This is a genomic window from Serratia fonticola (genome assembly GCF_001006005.1).
Classification (GTDB): Bacteria; Pseudomonadota; Gammaproteobacteria; order Enterobacterales; family Enterobacteriaceae; genus Chania; species Chania fonticola.
This window is the reverse complement of the sequence record NZ_CP011254.1, coordinates 2550353-2569999: the sequence shown is the minus strand read 5'-3', so window position 1 is coordinate 2569999 and position 19647 is coordinate 2550353. Positions and strand designations below refer to the sequence as shown.

At 55.3% G+C, this 19647-nt stretch carries 18 protein-coding genes; 10 read left to right on the top strand and 8 right to left on the bottom strand.

The window, feature by feature from the left end; all coding sequences use genetic code 11:
* Positions 1-5: 5 nt before the first annotated feature.
* From WN53_RS11445 to WN53_RS11435, 3 genes are read right to left on the bottom strand one after another with little or no spacing between them, the layout of a single operon-like run.
* On the bottom strand, positions 6-788 hold the full coding sequence (locus WN53_RS11445; RefSeq protein ID WP_024485484.1) for an SDR family NAD(P)-dependent oxidoreductase: 783 nt from the start codon (positions 786-788) through the stop codon (positions 6-8).
* Positions 781-1368 (bottom strand): DUF3156 family protein, encoded by a 588-nt coding sequence (locus tag WN53_RS11440; RefSeq protein WP_024485483.1) that lies wholly within the window; start codon positions 1366-1368, stop codon positions 781-783. Before WN53_RS11440 ends, WN53_RS11445 begins: the two co-directional genes overlap by 8 nt.
* Positions 1343-2836 (bottom strand): APC family permease, encoded by a 1494-nt coding sequence (locus WN53_RS11435; protein ID WP_021179181.1) that lies wholly within the window; start codon positions 2834-2836, stop codon positions 1343-1345. Before WN53_RS11435 ends, WN53_RS11440 begins: the two co-directional genes overlap by 26 nt.
* A gap of 429 nt (positions 2837-3265) precedes the next feature.
* Here WN53_RS11435 and WN53_RS11430 point away from each other — a divergent pair, with 429 nt between their 5' ends.
* From WN53_RS11430 to WN53_RS11420, 3 genes are all read left to right on the top strand, one after another.
* Positions 3266-3925 carry a helix-turn-helix transcriptional regulator gene (locus tag WN53_RS11430; RefSeq protein WP_024485482.1) on the top strand — a complete coding sequence of 220 codons (660 nt, stop codon included), beginning with the start codon at positions 3266-3268 and terminating at the stop codon, positions 3923-3925.
* A gap of 106 nt (positions 3926-4031) precedes the next feature.
* Positions 4032-5222, top strand: coding sequence for an MFS transporter (locus tag WN53_RS11425; protein ID WP_024485481.1), 1191 nt, complete (start codon positions 4032-4034; stop codon positions 5220-5222).
* Positions 5219-6331: a class II histone deacetylase gene (locus WN53_RS11420; protein WP_024485480.1), complete on the top strand. Its 1113-nt coding sequence runs from the start codon at positions 5219-5221 to the stop codon at positions 6329-6331. Before WN53_RS11425 ends, WN53_RS11420 begins: the two co-directional genes overlap by 4 nt.
* 57 nt (positions 6332-6388) lie before the next feature.
* Here WN53_RS11420 and WN53_RS11415 read toward each other — a convergent pair whose 3' ends face one another.
* Both WN53_RS11415 and WN53_RS11410 read right to left on the bottom strand, forming a co-directional pair.
* A complete protein-coding gene (locus tag WN53_RS11415) occupies positions 6389-7309 on the bottom strand; it encodes a L,D-transpeptidase family protein (RefSeq protein WP_024485479.1) in 921 nt (306 codons plus the stop codon).
* A 178-nt stretch (positions 7310-7487) separates the two neighbouring features.
* Positions 7488-8366 carry a helix-turn-helix domain-containing protein gene (locus WN53_RS11410; protein ID WP_024485478.1) on the bottom strand — a complete coding sequence of 293 codons (879 nt, stop codon included), beginning with the start codon at positions 8364-8366 and terminating at the stop codon, positions 7488-7490.
* Between the two features lie 142 nt (positions 8367-8508).
* Between WN53_RS11410 and WN53_RS11405 the strand changes: the two genes are divergently transcribed.
* The 6 genes from WN53_RS11405 (at position 8509) to WN53_RS11380 (ending at position 13724) form a co-directional block, all read left to right on the top strand.
* Positions 8509-9330, top strand: a complete 822-nt coding sequence (locus tag WN53_RS11405) for an AraC family transcriptional regulator (RefSeq protein ID WP_024485477.1) — start codon at positions 8509-8511, stop codon at positions 9328-9330.
* A gap of 125 nt (positions 9331-9455) precedes the next feature.
* Positions 9456-10217, top strand: a complete 762-nt coding sequence (locus WN53_RS26815) for a hypothetical protein (protein ID WP_024485476.1) — start codon at positions 9456-9458, stop codon at positions 10215-10217.
* The gene (locus WN53_RS11395; RefSeq protein WP_024485475.1) at positions 10198-10926 is read left to right on the top strand and encodes an RES family NAD+ phosphorylase; all 729 of its coding nucleotides are present in this window, start codon (positions 10198-10200) and stop codon (positions 10924-10926) included. The genes WN53_RS26815 and WN53_RS11395 overlap by 20 nt, the downstream gene beginning before the upstream one ends.
* Positions 10927-11233: 307 nt before the next feature.
* Entirely contained in the window at positions 11234-12235 is a 1002-nt protein-coding gene (gene yncE / locus WN53_RS11390; protein ID WP_371822171.1) for a 7-bladed beta-propeller protein YncE, read from the top strand.
* Between the two features lie 292 nt (positions 12236-12527).
* A complete protein-coding gene (locus WN53_RS11385) occupies positions 12528-12797 on the top strand; it encodes a hypothetical protein (RefSeq protein ID WP_037435676.1) in 270 nt (89 codons plus the stop codon).
* A 162-nt stretch (positions 12798-12959) separates the two neighbouring features.
* Positions 12960-13724, top strand: a complete 765-nt coding sequence (locus tag WN53_RS11380; RefSeq protein ID WP_024485472.1) for an HNH endonuclease — start codon at positions 12960-12962, stop codon at positions 13722-13724.
* 99 nt (positions 13725-13823) lie between these two features.
* On the opposite strand, the gene ltrA is transcribed toward WN53_RS11380, so the two are convergent.
* From ltrA to WN53_RS11365, 3 genes are all read right to left on the bottom strand, one after another.
* The gene (gene ltrA, locus WN53_RS11375; protein ID WP_024487021.1) at positions 13824-15176 is read right to left on the bottom strand and encodes a group II intron reverse transcriptase/maturase; all 1353 of its coding nucleotides are present in this window, start codon (positions 15174-15176) and stop codon (positions 13824-13826) included.
* Between the two features lie 593 nt (positions 15177-15769).
* Positions 15770-16561 carry a nucleotidyltransferase domain-containing protein gene (locus WN53_RS11370; RefSeq protein ID WP_024486342.1) on the bottom strand — a complete coding sequence of 264 codons (792 nt, stop codon included), beginning with the start codon at positions 16559-16561 and terminating at the stop codon, positions 15770-15772.
* A 4-nt stretch (positions 16562-16565) separates the two neighbouring features.
* Positions 16566-17801, bottom strand: coding sequence for an RtcB family protein (locus tag WN53_RS11365; protein ID WP_024486341.1), 1236 nt, complete (start codon positions 17799-17801; stop codon positions 16566-16568).
* A 189-nt stretch (positions 17802-17990) separates the two neighbouring features.
* Here WN53_RS11365 and rtcR point away from each other — a divergent pair, with 189 nt between their 5' ends.
* Positions 17991-19562 (top strand): RNA repair transcriptional activator RtcR, encoded by a 1572-nt coding sequence (rtcR, locus tag WN53_RS11360; RefSeq protein WP_024486340.1) that lies wholly within the window; start codon positions 17991-17993, stop codon positions 19560-19562.
* Positions 19563-19647: the final 85 nt, after the last annotated feature.

Genomic DNA, 19647 nt, shown 5'->3' with positions numbered 1-19647 from the left:
TCTCCTTACAGGGAAGTGAAAGCTAAAGTCGGCACATCAACAATGGTGGAGCCGCCATCGGCCACCAACGTCGCACCGGTAATAATTGACGCCTGCGTTGAGCAGAGGAAACGACACACCTGGGCGATCTCTTGCGCACTGGCCGGACGGCGCAACGGCACATCGCGACAGACATGTTGATAGGCCTGCTCGAGCGTTAAGTGATGCGCCGCCATCAACGGCTGCATTTCTTCATCGGCCATTGGCGTAGTCACCCAGCCGGGACAAACAGCGTTGGCACGTACGCCCTGTGGGCCATAGTCGCGGGCGATGGAACGCATCAGTCCGATCAGCGCGTGCTTGGCGGTGACATAGCCACACACCTCAGGCCCGGCGGCCAACGAGGCAATCGATGCGACAAACAGCAGATTGCCACCGCTTTTCACCAGCTCCGGCAAACAGGCCCGGGCGCTGGCAAACGCGCTATTGAGGTTACCGTCCAGCGCCTGCTGCCACTGGGCATCGGTGACTTCGGTGATACGGCCCAACCCCATGCCACCAGCGCTGGCGATCAGGCAGTCAATGCGTCCGGCCTGCTGTAAAATCGCTGGCAGAATGTCGGTTTGCCAACTGGCTCCGCTGGCAGCATCCCCAACTACGGCATGTGCCCCAATCTCCGAAGCCAAGGCGTTCAAGGGTTCGCGGCGGCGGCCAACAATAAAGACTAGGTCGCCCTCCTTCGTAAGCAAACGCGCACAGGCGGCACCGATGCCTGTACCACCGCCGGTGATCACCACCACTCTACTCATCACATTTCTCCATCAACTGGCTGACCATCAGGAAACTGCTCAGCAGCAAACGCCGCTGCTCGGCTTCCAACCGCAGATAGCGGCGGCTAGCGGGTACGCGGCTGACCACTTCGGAGGCAGCAAAATGCTCGATATCCAACTGCCAGCGGCCCTCTGTTATCGTGAGCGTGGCGTGGCGGAAATCGAGCTTGGCCAACGTATCGCCGATTTGCGGGTATTGCTGCAACGCGGCGATCAACTGCCGAGCACCCTCATGTTTGGCCTTGGTGCGATAAATCACGCCCTTACGGCGCAGCCAGCCACCGGTGATGATGTTGAGCACCAGCGGCTCGGTAAAACGTGCGTTGCCCTGCAAACGAAAACGATGGGTGACGATGTGCGCCAAAAACAGCGACTGCACCTGTTCGGCCACCTCTATCACTGGCCCTTGCGGCAACGTGAGCCGTAACTGATTAACGGCAACGCGTTCACAGGCGTAAGGCTGCAAGTTCGCCGTCAACCGGTTGAGCGTGGTCCCCACTTGATAACCGGGAGGGTCACGCCGCCAATAACGATTAAGTGAGGGAAGTAAGCCGATCAAATTCCACCTCCGCAGCTTCTGCCTTGTTGAAGGCGCTCTCCAGCACCTCTTCTACCGGTACCGGTTTAAACGGATTGACCTTCTGCACGCACAGGGTCCAGAACAGCGCATAGGCGGAGGTCAGGCCGATCATGATGCCAAACGGGATGTAGACATCGCGTGGGTTCATGCCTGGTGGTGTGATGTAGAAAATCGCCAGCACGATACCGATACTGGAGACAATCTGCGGCAGCGGGAACCAAGGCGATTTATAGGCGCGTGGCAGATCCGGGCGGCGGATACGCAGGATCACCACCGAGCAGGTTACCAGCAGGTATGCCACACCCCAGGCACAGACGGCGGCCAGCACCATCGGCATGATGCGGTCCAGATTGCCCTGAATAGCGAAGGCATGAACGCAGGGGATCAGCACCGCAGCGGCAATCGCGACTACCGGAGTTTTAAAGCGAGGATGCAGATAGGCAAAGATGCGCGGCATAGCGCCATCCAGCACCATGCCGTAAATAATACGTGGTACCGCCGCCATCAGGGTGTTAATGGTAGCCGCCCCGGCTAACAGCAGCCCGACGCCCAACCAGTATTTACCGAAGTTACCCATGATCTGGCCAGCAAATGCCGGAATAGCCATCGGCGTATCCAGCAGATGCACGTTATTGGCGGCATCTACCACCACGTTCTCCACCTGGTGACTCAATGCCGCACCGTATAACGCCATGCACAGCGCCACACCGCATAATCCCAGGGACATAGCGCGCGGTATCACACGATGAGAACGCTTAATCTCCGGGGCCATCGGCGTCACCAACTCGCAGCCGACGAACATAAACATCGCCATACCCACCAGGCTGAACACCGCAAGGGGATCGCCGACATCCAGCGTGGTGCCAAACCAGCCTTCTAGCGGTACAGCATGCGGTAACAGCAACCCGGCGATCGAAAAGATCATCAAGGTGCTCCACATGCAGAACGTCAGCACGACCTCAGCCTTACCGAAGGCTTCGATGCCAAACGCATTCAGAATGCCGAAAATGATCACCAAGCCCACGCCGATCATCCACGAGCTGTTGTTGCTCTCCATCAGGGTGTTGAGATGTTCAAAGTTCACCAGCGCCATGATGCCGGAAAGAATGGTTTCGGCGGTGCCAGCAAAGATATGCACGATCAGGTAGGCAGACAGGGTGCCGGTAATGGCAAAAAAACGCCCCATGCCGCAGGAGATATAGTCATACACCGAGCCGGTGGTGGGCAGGATCGCCGCCGCTTCGGAGAAGGTGGTGAGCTGGGCTTGCATCATGATAAAGGCGATCAGCATCGCCAGCGCGAAGGTGTCACCGCCGATACCAAAACCGCTGGTAACGGTGAGGATCACCGGGCTGGCCATGATCACCCCAACCGAACTGGCTAACGTGGTGGGGAACCCGACCTTGCCCCGTTCTAGCTGGGCACTGAGCCGCGACGACAGGTTCATGGTTATTTCCTCTTATAGTGGTTTTTACCCGGTGTTGTAGCCGCCAAGGGCGGTAATCTCACTATAGGAAGGAAAGCAAAAGGCTGGCTATCGTCCTTAAGGACGAGAGAGGCAGAGGAGTTAATGGGAGGGTTGAGCTACTGGGCAAAAACGCTATCAACGAGAAATTACTTTAAATTCAGTAGTAACCGCTCGGCCCCTTTCATTAATGTGTTAATGAAACTGCTACTCACCACCTGTTGGATACCCCACCACTCAACATAGGGATGTTGTTATTAATGTATTTTATTGCAATCCGGCTCACGTTGTTAATATGTTTTCATTGTGTTGCATATTTGCTACACCTATGCTTGTATCGTTCACATATTGTCCAGATACCTTTGCAGGTGTCCTTCAGGGGACTGAGCGATCAACGGAGGAAAATGCATTATGACAACCACATCATCCTTCATGCGTAACGACGCTTTTATCTCTAGCTGTCTGAATACCATTGCGCACCTGATCCCAGTTTCAGCCGGGGTTTTTTATCTGGTGGACCCGGACCTGCGGCCAGATCACTACATTCTTCATGGCATTAGCGATGATACCCATCAGCAATATCTGGATCATTTTCAACAGCTGGACCCGTTAAAACCGGCCAACTTCCACCAACAAGACATCCAGATGGTGAACATGACGCCAGCGGCGATCGCCAATAACCGCCACTATTATCACGACTTTATGCTGCCCAACCGCATGCGTGACATGACAGAGATCTTTATCCGCCAGCGTAAGCGGATTATTGCCGGGGTTTCTCTGATCCGCGATACGCCGTTCACCGAATTGGAGCGCAGCCGCTTACGTGCGGTGCTGCCGTTGATCGAGTTGGCCACCCGCGATCTGCTGCCAGACAGTGAAGCCCAGTTGCTCACCGCCAAAGAGCAGGAGATCGTCAATATGGTGCGTGAAGGGGCCAGTAATAAGCGTATCGCCTTAAAGCTCGGTATCTCTCTATCGACGGTGAAAACCCATATGCGCAACATCTTTGCCAAAACCGCCGTGGTCAACCGCACCGAACTGGTCTCCAGCGGTTTTATTGCCTACGGCTGATCCTGACTAAAGCAGCAACAATCAACCATCCGCCAATGCTGGCGCGGCCTCCCCATGCTTAAAAAGCGTGGAGGGTAACGATTGACGAAACTCAAGGATAACGACGATGTCCAGTGATGCAGTTTCTGTGCCTTCTGCCGGGGCCTTGCTCCCCTGCCCACCCAGGCTGTTAACGGCGATTATCGTGTTTGCCGCCATCGCGCCAGGGATCCTGATGACCGCTCCCGCCGTCGCTGCCCAATTAGCTAGCCAGTGGCACCTCACGCCTGGCCAGATCGGCCATCTGTTTTCCACCGAACTGGGAGCCATGAGCATCGCCACGCTGCCAGCCTGGTGGTGGATCAGCCGGATCAACTGGCGCAAGATCGCCACGCTGGCGGCTGTGGTCTTCCTGATCGGCAATCTGGCCTCGGCCATGGCCACTGATTTCAGCCTGCTATTGGTCTTGCGATTTATCGCTTCACTGGCCGGTGGCACACTGATGATCCTCTGTATCTCCTGCGCGGCAGGCACAGCCAACCCCAGCCGGGTCTATGCCTTTTGGGTACTGGGCCAACTGCTGCTAGGCGTGTTCGGCTTGCTGGCATTGCCCCCACTGTTTGCTCATTTCGGCCTGATGGCGGTCTACCTGATCTTGGCGGCGATCATGCTGTGTTGCCTGCCGCTACTGAGCGCGTTCCCCAGCGGTTTTCGCCATAGCCACAGCGCGGCCAGCCAGATGCCCCCAAGCCCGTCCATCTACAAGCTGTTTGCCGTACTGGCGGTATTGGCCTTTTACATCAGCCTGAGCGCGGTCTGGACCTTTATCGGCACTATCGCCGAAGCCGCGGGTCTTTCACCGGTGCACAGCGGGCAGGTGCTGGCCGCCGCCACCCTGTTTGGCATCATCGGGGCTGGCGGGGCGGCACTGGTTGGCGCAAGACGCAGCCACAAGCCGTTGTTGTGGATCGGCTACGGCCTGCTGATTGCCAGCGTCCTGCTGCTGAGCCGCAACCCGCTACTCATTCGCTTCACCCTCGCCGCTGTGATGTTCAAGTTCACCTGGACCTTTGTACTGCCATTTATTCTGGCGCGCGTCTCGGTGCTGGATAACAACGGCAAGCTGATGAACAGCATCAACCTGGTGATTGGCGGCGGCATGGCCATTGGCCCTACGTTGGCGGGTTACCTGATCGAATCTTCCGGCGGGATCAACGCATTGCTGATCGGCGCATTGAGTTGTGCGCTGCTGTCACTACTGCTGATCTCGCTGGCTTCACCGCGCGCGCCGCGCCGTTTAACAGGAGTCATAAGGTGAAAAGAACAACCGGTTTCTTCTTCGATGAACGCTGTTTCTGGCATAGCACCGGCTTACATGCCACCACGCTGCCGGTGGGCGGCTGGGTACAACCGCCTTCAGGGGCCGGGCATGCCGAGTCACCGGAAACCAAGCGACGGATGAAAAACCTGATGGACGTCTCCGGCCTGTCGCGCCAGCTCAAGCTGCTGAGCGCCGAGCTGGCCGATGAGGAAGATTTACTGCGTATCCATCCGGCACATTACCTGCAGCGTTTCAAACAGCTGAGTGATAACGGCGGCGGTATGTTGGGGGAAGAGGCACCTTTGGGGCCAGGCAGCTATGAGATTGCCAAACTTTCCGCAGGGCTGGCCTGCGCTGCGGTCGAGGCGGTATTAAAGGGCGAACTGGACAACGCCTATTCCCTGTCACGCCCGCCGGGCCATCACTGCCTGCCGGATCAATCGATGGGGTTCTGCTTCCTGGCTAATATTCCCATTGCCATCGAACGGGCCAAAGACCGCTTCGGGCTTGGCAAGGTGGCGGTGATCGACTGGGACGTGCATCACGGCAACGGTACCCAGCATATTTATTGGCAGCGTGATGACGTGCTGACCATCTCGTTGCATCAAGACGGCTGTTTCCCGGCGGGCTACGCTGGCGAACAAGATCGCGGTGAAGGGGCCGGGGCGGGTTACAACATCAATATTCCGCTGCTGGCCGGAGCCGGTGACGACGGTTATCAATACGCCATGCAGCAAATCGTCATTCCGGCACTGGAGCAGTTCGAGCCGGAGATGATTATTATCGCCTGTGGTTACGATGCTAACGCCATCGATCCGCTGGCACGGATGCAGTTACACAGCGACAGCTTCCGCGCGATGACCGCCCAGGTACAAGATGCTGCGGACAGGCTCTGTGGTGGCAAGCTGGTGATGGTGCATGAAGGAGGTTATGCCGAAGCCTATGTGCCGTTCTGCGGCCTGGCGGTGATGGAAGAGTTGAGCGGCATACGCACCGAGGTGCGGGACCCAATGCTGGAATTTATTCAGCAACAGCAACCCCGCGAGGCCTTCAACCAGTTCCAGCGTGCCGCTATCGACCAACTGGCACGTCAATTCGGTTTATAACTGCAATTTCATAAAAAAAGACGCCCGAGAGCGTCTTTTTTATCGCAATAGCAAAAATCAGTTCACTTTAACCGGCATACCGGAACGTGCCTTGATGGCCGCGTCCACGACGCTCTGGTCAACGGCTGGATCCATCAGCACTTTGCCAACTGGCGCGGTGATGGTGATTGGCACGGGTTCTTTCGACTTCAGCTCATCTTCGTTGGCAGACAGCGGGTTGTGCACTTCCAGGTAACGTGAACCGTCTGGCTCTACGGAAACCTTCACCGGCTCGTTGATGAACTGCACGCGAGTACCTACCGGTACGCTGTCGAACAGGTATTTGATGTCGTCAGCACGCAGACGCACACAGCCGTGGCTCACGCGCAGGCCGATACCGAAGTTGGCGTTGGTGCCATGGACCGCATACAGACGGCCAACATAGAGCGCGTACAGCCCCATCGGGTTATCCGGGCCTGCCGGGAATACGGCTGGCAGGATTTCACCATCGGCTGCGTACTCTTCGCGCATTTTAGCGGTTGGCGTCCAGGTTGGGCCAGCCTTCTTACGCTGTACGGTGGTAACCCAGTCCAGCGGAGTATCTTTACCCAACTGGCCGATACCAATCGGCAGCACCACGACGGTCTTGGTGCCTTTCGGGTAGTAGTACAGACGCATTTCTGCGCTGTTGATGATGATGCCTTCACGCGGGGCGTCTGGCAGGATCAACTGCTGTGGAATAGTCAGCGTGCTGCCTGGCAGCGGCAGGAACGGGTCAACGCCAGGGTTAGCCTCCAGCATGTTGCTCAGGCCCATCTGGTATTGAGCCGCAAAGCTCTCCAGCGGCAGTTTGCTGTCTGCAGGCACGGTGATCTGAATATTTTCCCCAACCAGACGGCTGTCTTTGGCGGGCAAAGGATATACAACGGCGAAGGCAGCCTGGCTGAATGCAACCAGAGCGGTAAACAGGGTTAATAACGCGCGAATGCTCATTTTCATCTTCGTAGTAAAGTGGTGGCCGCACTGGCTAAAATTTGTATGTGTTCTGCCCGGCCTGGTTTGACCGGATGCGCATTATATGTGCACTTGCCGCCAAGATGGAAACATTACTCGCGCAAATACCTCACTTTTTTGTAGCCGGATGTGGGGAATAGTGTCCTTTTGGTAAATTCCTGCCCTAGCGTAGCCCACTGCCCTCTTCGCCACGGCGGATCGGGATAAGATATTCACAGCTGATCGCCGCCTGATCGTCACCGTAGCAAACGCCTAATGCCGGATAAAAACGCTCAATATCCTGCCCTGGCCGCCGTACCGCATTCATCTGCGGAATGGCTGTGTCATACAACCGGGCGATAAAGTTCTGTAGCCCTGCAACCTGCCCCTGATAGGCAAAGCGGGCATACTCCCCGGGTTCGATCGTCACCGTTTCACCTGCTGCATCTTCCTCTGGCAGTGCCGCCGTATACACCATCTGTTGACGATCCCGCTGCCGGGTGTCGGCTTTCAGGCTCATCAGACCATACGCAACGGCAGGTAATCCCTGTTCCGGATGCAGCAAATGCCGCCAGGCATGTTGGCGCAGCAGCTTTTTCGAGAGCCCCAATTGCCCCAACGTGCAGCTACCCTGCTGGGTGTGGCCAACTAGTTTCATCGAGGGCAGCACGATAATCTCCGCCTCTGGCATGGGCTCTTGGGTCATATTCAATGGCGGTTGCAAACCATAGCTCGGCCAGTCCAGACTCCGGCGATAGGCCGCCGGCGGCAAACCAAACTGTTTTTTAAACCCACGGGTGAAAGTCTGCTGGGAATCGAACTGGTATTTATCTGCGATACAGGCCACCGTGGCGCTGGTCAGGCGCAGTTCACGCGCTGCCGCCGTCAACCTTCTGCGTCGGGCATAGGTTCCCAGCACTTCGCCGGTATGCTGCTTGAACATTCGTTGCAGGTGCCATTTGGAATAGCCGGATTTGGCCGCGATGCTGTCCAGCGTCAAAGGCTGATCCAGGCTTTGCTCAATCCAGGCCAGAAGTTGACTGATGACATTTTCCTGGTGCATGGCCTCTCCTCTGCGTTGTCGGTCATGAGCGTGTTACCACAAAACACGCCAGTGGCGCTTACTCTAACGACGTTGGCGCTAGACCACATTGCACAATCAAGACATAATATTGCTCAAATACGCCAATATGATAATTATTCTCATGAAAGCCACCTGCCAGGATCCCAGACCCGATATCGATAACGTGCCACGCGCCATTTTCGCCGTTCAGGCATCAAGTGTGCAGAAAGACTGGGAATGTACCCATCATCGCCACCGCAAGGCGCAATTGATTTACACGGTGCGCGGCATGATCCGCTGCGAAGTGGAAAATGGCCTGTGGCTGGTGCCGCCACAGTGCGCGCTATGGATGCCCAGTAACGTCAGCCACAATGCACGGGCCACTAGCCAAAGCGAGTGCTATTGCCTGTTCGTTGAGCAGGACGCCATCCCCGGCCTGCCGCAGAACTGCTGCACCTTGACGGTATCCCCTTTACTGCGAGAACTGCTGTTACAGGCCAGCCAGTTCGATATTCTCTACCCGGAAGAGGGGCCGGAAGGCCGTATTGCACAGGTTTTGCTGGATCAACTGGCCGCCGCGCCTCTGGAGAACCTGCACCTGCCGGTGTCCAATGATGCCCGCATCCGCCAATTGACCGAGCAACTGCTGGCCAACCCGGCCGATAAATCCACCCTAGGCCAGTGGGCGCAACGCATTGGCATGAGCGAACGTTCGCTCAGCCGTACGCTGCAACAGCAGATGGGCATGAGCTTTGGCCACTGGCGGCGGCAATTACATGTGATGCTGGCTCTGCAACGCTTAACCCAAGGGGAAAGCGTCCAGACCGTGGCGTTAGATCTCGGCTACGAGAGCGCCAGCGGCTTTGTCACCATGTTCCGTAAAGCAGTTGGTAAGCCCCCTGCCCGTTATCTGGCGGAAAAAGCTGCCGCAGACCAGGCGCTTGCTGGTGCGATAAGGCTGTGAGCCCGCACTTCGACTGATCATGTTGCCAGCATCTGTTCTGGTCAATTCTTACACAACCTGCTATAACTGAGGGTAGTTTGGTTAGAATGGTTAAAACGGTTAGCTTTAGCTAACGGGAGAAAAGAATGCTGGCCCGAGAAATCGACATCAACAGAGATGGCCTCAGGATCAGGAAAGATGGGCTGCAGATGGTCATCAGTAAAAGGAAAATGAAGGCGCAGAAGCCTTTCTTTCAGCTGAAAGTTGATATAGACAACTCAACGTCTCTCGGTGTGGTTGAAGAGCACCTGAAAATCATGTTGCAAACTCTCCGTCAGGTTAGAGAAGCTGAGAATGATCATGGCGACGTCTGCCACATCGACGAAACACGTTTTGAAGCCATGTTTCATAGCCTGGAGCAACAGATCAATCCGGATGACACTACCCGGATAATTCTTCCGCGGGATACGCAAGAGCCCGTCAACCACAGCGGGCTGGTTGATATTTCCAAGGTGGAGCGCGGTCGTGAGCATATCCTGGCAGCCAGCGAATGGCTCACGGCGGAGCAGATTTCCCATCTGGCAGGCTTTGCTACCGAGAATCCCTCGGCCCAGCCAAGCAAATGGAAAAGCCATCAACGCATATTTTCTTTGAAGAAAGGGGCAACACAACTCTTTCCCCGTTATGCGCTGGATGATAACTATCGCCCTCTTCCCGTTATGGCAGTGTTACTCGCCAGCTTTAAAAACCTGAAACACGGCTGGGGGCTTGCCCAGTGGTTCGCGACGTCAAACAACCTGTTGGCTGGCCGCCGTCCCATGGAGATGCTGCAGTCATATCCTGCCAATGTGATTGCGGCGGCGGAATATGAAGCGAAAAGGATTGTCGATGGAGCAGAACAAAGTTAAACAGAAGGGTGAGCCCAAAAAGGAAGATTTTGGTTCACCCGTTTTTCTTGGCCGCAAGATAGCCGCCCCTGGCAAGACCCTGCGGGTAAGAATCGAAGTCATTCCCAAAGGCACGGTGTTACATCGCTGCCATGACGCGCAGTATCCCGGCGACAGTTTTAATCCTGGCAGAGTATTGCTCCCCAATGAATATGGAGCCCGTTTCAGCCCTATCAGGGATGCGGCTTTGGATCTGATCCCCACCATGTACCTGGCCAGCAGTTGCGAAGCCGCTATCGCGGAATCGGTTTTTCACGATGTAGTCGCCACCGGCAAAACAGAATTTTTCGACTTACGCCCATTTACCAATATGCACTACATCCAGTTGCAACTAGAGCGGGATCTGAACGTCGTCAGTTGCCGAGCACAGGATTGTATCTATATGGGCATCGATCGCGATGAATTGATCGGCAGTACCCAGCTCGAATATTCACAAACCCGAGTCTGGTCTCAGGCTATTTATCAACAACATCATAACGTTGACGGAATGAAGTGGTACTCAAAAAGGGATGACGACCATTTTGCTTTGATCCTGTTTGGCGGCCAACGGGTCATGGATAGTGAACTCTCGATAACCGAACCCTCAAGCCGTCTCCTCAGCCATAAAGCTATTGGCCAAATTATCCAAAAGACCGCCGAGCGTCTGGGCCTGATCCTGACCGAAGAGTAGACACTGGCCGGATATTCTCCTCCCTCGCTGATTGCCCTAAACGTGACAGTTATCGCCCCAATCAACAAAAGTGCTCCCCTTCCGTAAGAATAATGATTATCATTCACAAATATAGTGAGCCGCATGCAATGACATGACCGGCCTGATTTTGCTTTCGATTCAATGTTGAGCCCGATTTAGCCGCCGAGCAGCAGCCCGGTGGTGACCTGTATTTTGATGAAATGGAGCTTTTATGAACGCTATGATGACCACCAGCCGTAAGTTTGGCGGACGTGCGGTTTACCCTCTGTTGCTTCTCAGCAGCCTGATGTTTTCCACCTCTGTGCTGGCACAGACAGAGACGGAACTGCTGCGTAAGCCGGTAGGTAAAGGCGCTTACGAGATGGTGTACAGCCAGGGCGAGAATGCGCTGTATCTGGCAACTTCACAGAGCCGCAAGCTGGATAAGGGCGGCATCGTCTATCGCCTCGACCCACAAACGCTGGATATCACGCAGATCATTCATAACGATATCAAGCCGTTCGGTGCCGCCATCAATACCAAGACCGACACTCTCTATTTTGGTAACACCACCAGTAACTCACTGACCGCGATCGACGGTAAAACCGGCGAAGTGAAAGGCCGCCTGGTGCTGGACGCTCGTAAACGCTCTGATACCGTGAAACCATTGGCCCCACGTGAACTGGTGGCAGATGCTACGACAGACACCGTCTATATCACCGGCCTGGGCGAGTCCAGCGTGGTTTGGGTTGTGGATGGCAAGGATCTGACCCTGCGCACCACCATCACCGAAACCGGTAAATACGGTACCGGTCTGGCGCTGGATGCAGCGGCAAGCCGCCTGTATGTGACCAATGCCGATGGCGAACTGGTGACTATCGATACCAAAACCAATAAGGTGCTGTCACGTAAGAAACTGGATGAGTCTAAGGAACACTTCTTCCTGAATATCAGCCTGGATCCGGCAAACCATCGCGCGTTTATTACCGACTCCAAGCAGCCGCAGGTGCTGGTTGTTGATACCAACAACGGCAACATTCTGCAGAAGATCGACGTGCCGGAATCCCTGGCCGTGCTGTTTAACCCAGCGCGCAATGAAGTGTACGTCACTCATCGCAAAGAAGGCACCGTGAGCGTAATTGATGCCAAGAGCTACAAGCTGTTGGAAACCATCAAGACGCCAACGCATCCAAACAGCCTGGCACTGTCACCAGATGGTAAAACGCTGTACGTGAGCGTGAAACAGGCTTCAAGCCGTGAAAAAGAAGCGACCGATCCGGATGATGTGATCCGCATTGCGTTGAAGTAATCGCGTTATTCTCCCTCACCCTAACCCTCTCCCCAAGGAGAGGGAATCGAACGTGCGACAGTTTACGCTTGCGTTTGAACGCCACAGCGCTGGGGTGGGGGAAGAATAGTCTCAACCAGGCTTTTTACCCTTTGGCTCCCGCTTCTCTCCCGCTAATGTCAATCCACGTCAAGCTCCTTGACGAAGCTTATCACTTAATTTACCTGAGCTTATCTTGAGCCAGCGATAGCGATGTCCTACGGTATCGGTAGTTTGAATGGAAAGCTAACTGACCGTAAAAGGATCAATGATCATGGTTAAGTCTTTGAGAAATCCGCTGATTGGTTTGCTGTGTTTGTCGACGGTTGGCTGTGCCAATATGACCAACGATGAGGTCGCGATCACCGGTGTGGTGATCGGGCTAGGTGCACTGGTCGCATTGGCACTGCTAAGTGATGGTGACGACGATAAGGGTCATAAAGTGCCCCCCCGTAAGGAGCATGGTAACAGAGGTGATCACAAAGGCGGTGATAAACATGGGTATGGGAAGGATCATGGGAAAGGTCATCCCGGACGCCGTTAATCCCTGGAAAAATCCGCAGACTCCCGAGACTACAGACATTTATTCATCGGCTCGCCACCTAGGGGCGCTGCATATTATCGATGAGGGTAGGCAATAACCGATGTGCCTGGCATAGTAAGTGGTTCAACTAACGCAATTAAGTTATGCCACAACGAGGCCCTGATGGCTGCCGTCAATCTCTGGACACGGGAACAGTTGCTGGTAGCTTTTACGCTATACAGCCAAATCCCTTTTGGTAAGTTGCACGCCAAAAACCCTGACATTATCCACTATGCTGGGTTAATCGGCCGCTCACCTTCCGCATTGGCAATGAAGCTGGTGAACATCGCCAGTCTGGATCCGTTTATCGTTAACTCTGGCCGGCGTGGGCTGACGGGAGCCTCCAAAGCCGATCAGGCGCTGTGGCAGGAAATGAACTTCGACAGTGAAACCTTTGAACAGCAGTGCCAATTGGCGATGACACAATTGGAACCACCAGTTATGGCATTGCATGACAGCGGCATGGAAGACTTCAGTGGCAGAGAAAGAACCACCATCATCAATGCGCGTGTTGGTCAGCAACTGTTCCGCAAACGGGTGCTGGATGCGTATGAAAATCGCTGTTGCCTGACCGAACTGGAAGAACCGATGCTGCTGGTCGCCAGCCATATTCGCCCGTGGAAGCATACCGTTGAACATCGGCTCAACCCCAACAACGGCTTATGTCTGTCCAACCTGCACGATAAAGCGTTCGATCGCGGGTTAATCACCTTTAATGAACACCTTGAGCTGGTACTTTCACCGCGCCTTAAACAACTGAAAAGCGCCATCAGCGAAGAGAATTTCGCCAAATATGAAGGTCGCAGGCTGAGGCAACCGGTCGATTTCCCTCCGGATGCCAGCCAGTTGGCCTATCATCGGCAAAACATTTTTATCGCTAAAAACTGAAGAATCGGGATAGGGGCTGACCTCACGATCAGCCTCCTCCCACACCACCGTACATACGGGTCCGTATACGGCGGTTCGGTTATGTTTATCGCCGCCTGCTTACAGTTCTGGCAGGCCCAGTTTGATGAACAGCTGGTTGGGAAGGGCTATGCTCAGCGCCGGGCTATTACTTATCCGCCACTGTTTATGGCTGCTTCCCACCGTCCGCGCCGCCAGGTCTTTCCTTACATCCCGCCGCCGCAGCTCTTTATAACGCTTGCTGCCTGTTTTCCACTGTTTCCAGAGTACACTTCGCAGCCTGCGTCTTATCCATCCGTTCAGCTCTCGCATTATCGACGGCCACTCGTTCATCCCGTAGTAACTTTTCCATCCCATCAGATACCGCTTTAATGGCTGGATTAGCTGCTCAAGACTTCTCCCTGTGTTGCGCCCCGTCAGTTCCCTTACCCGCACTTTGAACCGTTTCACTGCGTCCGGCGACACCACGCACCTGACCTTTCTGCCCCTTCTGAAGCTGTAACCCAGGAACTTACGCGTTTCCGGCTGCGCTACCGCGCTCTTCTTCGCGTTCACCTTCAGTTTCAGTTTTCGGCTCAGCCAATGTGTCAGCCCCTCCATCACACGGCGGCCTGCCCGTTCGCTTTTCACGTAGATATTGCAGTCATCTGCGTAACGCACGAACTTCAGGCCACGTTTCTCCAGTTCCTTATCGAAGTCGTCCAGTAGCACATTCGATAACAACGGCGACAGTGGGCCGCCCTGCGGCGTCCCTTCTGTCACCGGCCTTACCAGACCGGCCTCCATCACACCTGCGTTCAGGAACCGGCGGATAAGTGACAGCGCCCGTTTATCCGTTACCCGTTTCGCTATCCGGCTCATCAGCACGTCGTGATTTACCCGATCAAAGAACTTCTCCAGATCGAGATCGACTACCCAGTGATACCCAGAACCGATATAGTCCTGAGCCTGTTTCACTGCCTGATGGGCCGAGCGTCCGGGCCGGAACCCATAGCTGTTATCGCTGAACGACGCATCCCACTGCCGTTGCAGTTCCTGCATCACCGCCTGCTGGATAAAGCGATCGACTACCGTCGGGATACCCAACAGGCGTTCGCCGCCCCCGGGTTTCGGGATGCTCACTCTTCTCACAGGGGATGGGCAGTAACTGCCGGACAGCAGTTGCGCTTTCAGTTCCGGCCAGTGGCGTTTCAGGTAGTCCGGCAGATCGCTTACGCTCATGCCGTCACTTCCCGCCGCACCTTTATTGGCTTTCACTCTTTTCAGGGCTTGCTTGAGATTGACGGGTTCACAGATGGCTTCCATCAGCCATTCTGCTGACGACGGACTTTCTCTGGTCGTCGGTGCCTGTACGGTTTCAGCCCCCTGAGAGCCGACGTTCGGGGCTTCACCCCGTCTTTCTGCTTCAGGGCCGCGATGCGTTTTCTGCTGCATGACCGTTCAGAACCTCCGCTGATACTTGTCACTCATTACCGTTCGGGCCTTCGGACAGTCCTGTCCTACTATGCCCTCTGCTGACTCCTGTCCGCCGATCAGCGCACCTTACGGTGCGCTCAGTTCTGAATGCAGAACGCCGGACAGGCCTCCCGGGGTAAGCTCAGCCGCTTTCACCACACACCTGCCAGATCTACCCCCCCGACTCTTGATGGTTATGGCCTTTGCAATCAAACGCTTGCTCCGCCAGCCGGGTAGGCCTCATATCTGATTTCTGTTCGTCAGGTCATGGTTTTGCTCCACGCTTCCTTCAGACCCCGCCTCACGACGACGCCCTTGCGCTTCACTAGTCCTTCGCCACCATCAGGCTGGACAGGGGACTTTCACCCCCGAGCTGCTGAGCATGCCCGGCACACATTAAACGGGCGCAGCATGCAGCGCCCCTACGGTCGGACTGGGGAATACCTAGCCTGACAAATCCCAACCAACTCAACTCGTAGGGGCGCCGTATACTGCGCCCTTATATAATCAATGAGTTAACCATTTTTTTATATCCTCAGTGTTACCGGGGAGCCTTCCTTCTCCCCGGTTGATTACACCATCACCGTGCGATAAAGCAGTTCATCCAGCGATCTGTCGCTGCGGGCTTGGCTGTCGGGCAAGGCTTCCTGCCGGGCATCCGCCGTCAGTTCCTGCGCGATAAACGCGTGGATCCTTTCCCTACGTGGGCCGTACTCTGCCTCACCTGCGCGCCGTTTGGCCGCCAGTAATTCATGGATTTCCGCCAATAGCAGAGGATCCTCGACCGTGCCAGTCAACAGTTGGTCAAAACGCATCGGTGGCACGCCCTTGCCAGCTTCTATCCAGCGCACCGCCAGCAGAGGGCGCAGCACATAGAAATATTTCTTCAGCCTTACCTGCTCCCCCTGCAGATAACCACGGAAGTTTTTCCTGGCCATCGACAGATAGTGCCAGCGCGCCCGCTGCGCGGAGAACCACTCCGGCACCACATCTCGCAACGCCGCGACGCTCTCAGGGGCTTCCTGATACACCACGGGTGAATCCAGCCACTCGATCAGCGTCGGGTTAGCCCGCTTCAGCAAGCCGAGCGCCTTGCGCCATTCCCAGCCACAGACATCCAGCTCATGATCGATTGGCAGCTCTATCACATCCCTCTGCGCTTCTACCCGCAGATACCATTCTGGTGGGTGAACATACAAAAAACGCACGTCGTAATCGCTGTCTGGCGAGGCAAAGCCCCAACCACGGCTGCCAGACTCGCAGGCATAAAGCACCCGCACGTCATAACGTTTTTCTACCTCACCCAACACTTGTCGGACTCTTTCCCGCATGGCGCTGTCCACGCCGTTTAATTGCTGTTCCATCACGTTATCCTTTTACGCATACCACCTGCCGCAGGGTATGGACGATTTCCACCAGTGAGGACTGTGCCGCCATCACCGCATCGATATCTTTATAAGCCATTGGGATCTCATCGATCACCTCGCTGTCCTTACGGCATTCCACATGTTCGGTAGCCCGGATCTGGTCGGCCACGGTGAAGCGTTTTTTCGCCGCCGTACGGCTCATGGTGCGGCCTGCTCCATGGCTGCAAGAGCAGAAGCTCTCTTCGTTACCCAATCCGCGCACGATGAAGCTTTTCGCCCCCATCGAACCGGGGATGATCCCCATCTGCCCTTTCTGCGCAGACACGGCCCCTTTACGCGTCACCAACACCGGCTCACCAAAGTGCGTCTCACGTTGCACATAGTTATGGTGGCAGTTCACGGCCTCTTGCTGGGTGGTGAACGGTTTGGTCACGATACGCGACAACGCCGCCAGCACGTGCTCCATCATCACTTCCCGGTTATGACGGGCAAAGTCCTGCGCCCAACCCACGGCTTCCATGTAATCGTCAAAATGCTGGCTACCTTCCTCGAAATAGGCCAGATTACGATCCGGCAGGTTAGCGATATGCTGTTGCATATCCTGCTGCGCCAGAGCAATAAACAGCGAACCGATGGCATTCCCCACGCCACGGGAACCGCTATGCAGCATCACCCACACCTGCTGCGTTTCATCCAGGCAGACCTCGATAAAGTGGTTACCCGTTCCCAACGTTCCCAGATGCTGGTAGTTGTTGGTGTTACGCAACCGCGGGTATTTATCGATCAGGCGGTTAAAGCGCGGAGCCAGCTCGGCCCAGTGGCGATCGACGGTTTGCGGCGGAGTGGTCCAACTTCCTTTATCTCTTTTCGAACGGGTTGAGCTACGCCCATGCGGCACCGCCTGTTCGATGGCGCTACGCAACCCAGCCAGGCTATCCGGCAGATCGGCGGCCACCAGCGAAGTACGCACCGCAATCATGCCGCAACCAATATCCACGCCTACGGCCGCCGGGATAATCGCGCCACGGGTAGGGATCACGCTACCAATGGTGGAACCTTTACCCAAATGCACATCCGGCATCACCGCCAGGTGTTTAAAAACAAACGGCATTTTTGCCGTATTCAGCAACTGCTCACGCGCTTCTGGCTCAACGGGCACGCCCTGTGTCCACATTTTGATTGGTGCGCTGTTAACCGGTGCCATCAATTCATAGTTATTGTTTTTTGTGTAAGTCATTTTTTAGTCATCCTTTTTCTATTGACGTGGTAGATATAGCGAAAGGCGTGCCAATTTTTATAAAAACACCCATTAAAATTTCAATTAATTGATATTAAACAAATAAATAATTTTTTATCCACTACTGGCGATGATGCCAACAAATCGTTATTTTATCTTGCAGGATAGTATTTTATCGCAAGGGATAATATGAAACGCAGAGTCGTGATCGGAGTGCTGGGCACCACGCTGGATAAACGTGGCAAACGGGAAAACCGCTGGAGCAAGTGGCGGCCAACGGTGGGGCTGTGCCAGCAACCCGAGCTGCCGATCGATCGCCTGGAGCTGCTGCATCAACCGCGCGATAAAGGCATGGCGCAGCAGGTGGCGGAAGATATCGTGGCGGTTTCACCCGCCACTCAGGTGGTGTTACAGGAAGTGGCACTTAAGGATCCCTGGGATTTGGAAGAGGTGTACAGCGCCTTTCTGGATTTCGCCAGCCGCTATCCGTTTGATACTGAGAACGAAGACTATCTGGTGCATATCACCACTGGCACCCACGTGGTACAGATCTGCTGGTTCCTGCTGACCGAGGCACGTTACCTGCCTGCTCAATTGCTGCAAACCGCCCCCGGTGACAAAAGCGATCGCCCTTCCCCTCAAGGGATCTACTCGGTGATCGATCTGGATCTCAGCCGCTATACCGCCCTCACCAGCCGTTTCCTGCATGAACAACAGCGTTCGGTGTCGTTCCTCAAAGCCGGTATTGAAACGCGCAACGCCACCTTTAACACGCTGATCGACCAGATTGAACGTGTGGCCCTGCGCTCCAATGCGCCCATGTTACTCACCGGCCCCACCGGAGCCGGGAAATCCTTTTTGGCCGAGCGTATCTACCAACTCCGGCATTCGCGCCATCTGGTGAAAGGCCGTTTTGTCGCGGTGAACTGTGCCACCCTGCGCGGCGATAACGCCATGTCGACTCTGTTCGGCCATGTGAAAGGGGCATTCACTGGAGCATTGCAGGCACGGGCTGGCCTACTGCGTGAAGCCGACGGCGGCGTGCTGTTCCTTGATGAGATCGCCGAGCTGGGGCTAGACGAGCAGGCAATGCTACTGAAAGCCATCGAGGAAAAAACCTTCTTCCCCTTTGGGGCAGATAAGGAAGCCAGCAGCGACTTTCAACTAATTGCCGGTACCCACCGTGATATGCGCGACTGGATAGCCCAAGGCCGTTTCCGTGAGGATTTATACGCCCGTATCAATATGTGGACCTTCCCACTGCCCGGCCTGGCTGAGCGTCGCGAAGATATTGAGCCGAACATCGATTACGAGTTACAGCGCTTTGCCCGCAGCAACCAGACGCAGGTCCGGTTCGACAAAGATGCCAGACAGCGTTACCTGGCTTTTGCCCATTCCCCGCAGGCGGTCTGGCGCGGTAACTTCCGCGAACTGGGATCTTCCATCGCACGCATGGCAACGTTGGCGGAACAGGGGCGCATCAACCAGCCGTTAGTCGATGAAGAGATAGCTCGGTTGAAATCCCATTGGCAGGGGAATACCAGCGTGCAATTACCTGTCGAGCTTGCCGATATCGATTTGTTTGAGCAAAGCCAGTTGGAGACAGTGCTTAAAGTATGCCGATCTTCCACGTCACTTTCCGAAGCGGGTAGACAACTGTTTGCCGTCTCGCGCCAGCAGAAAAAGCAGCCCAATGATGCCGACCGGCTGCGTAAATACCTGGCGCGCTTTGGTCTGAATTGGGACGAGGTCCGAAAATAGAGGCTAAATGGGCGCAGCATGATGTGCCCCCCACATTGAGAGACGGGTGTTATAGTAATAGTTGTACATCGCGATTAAATTGGAA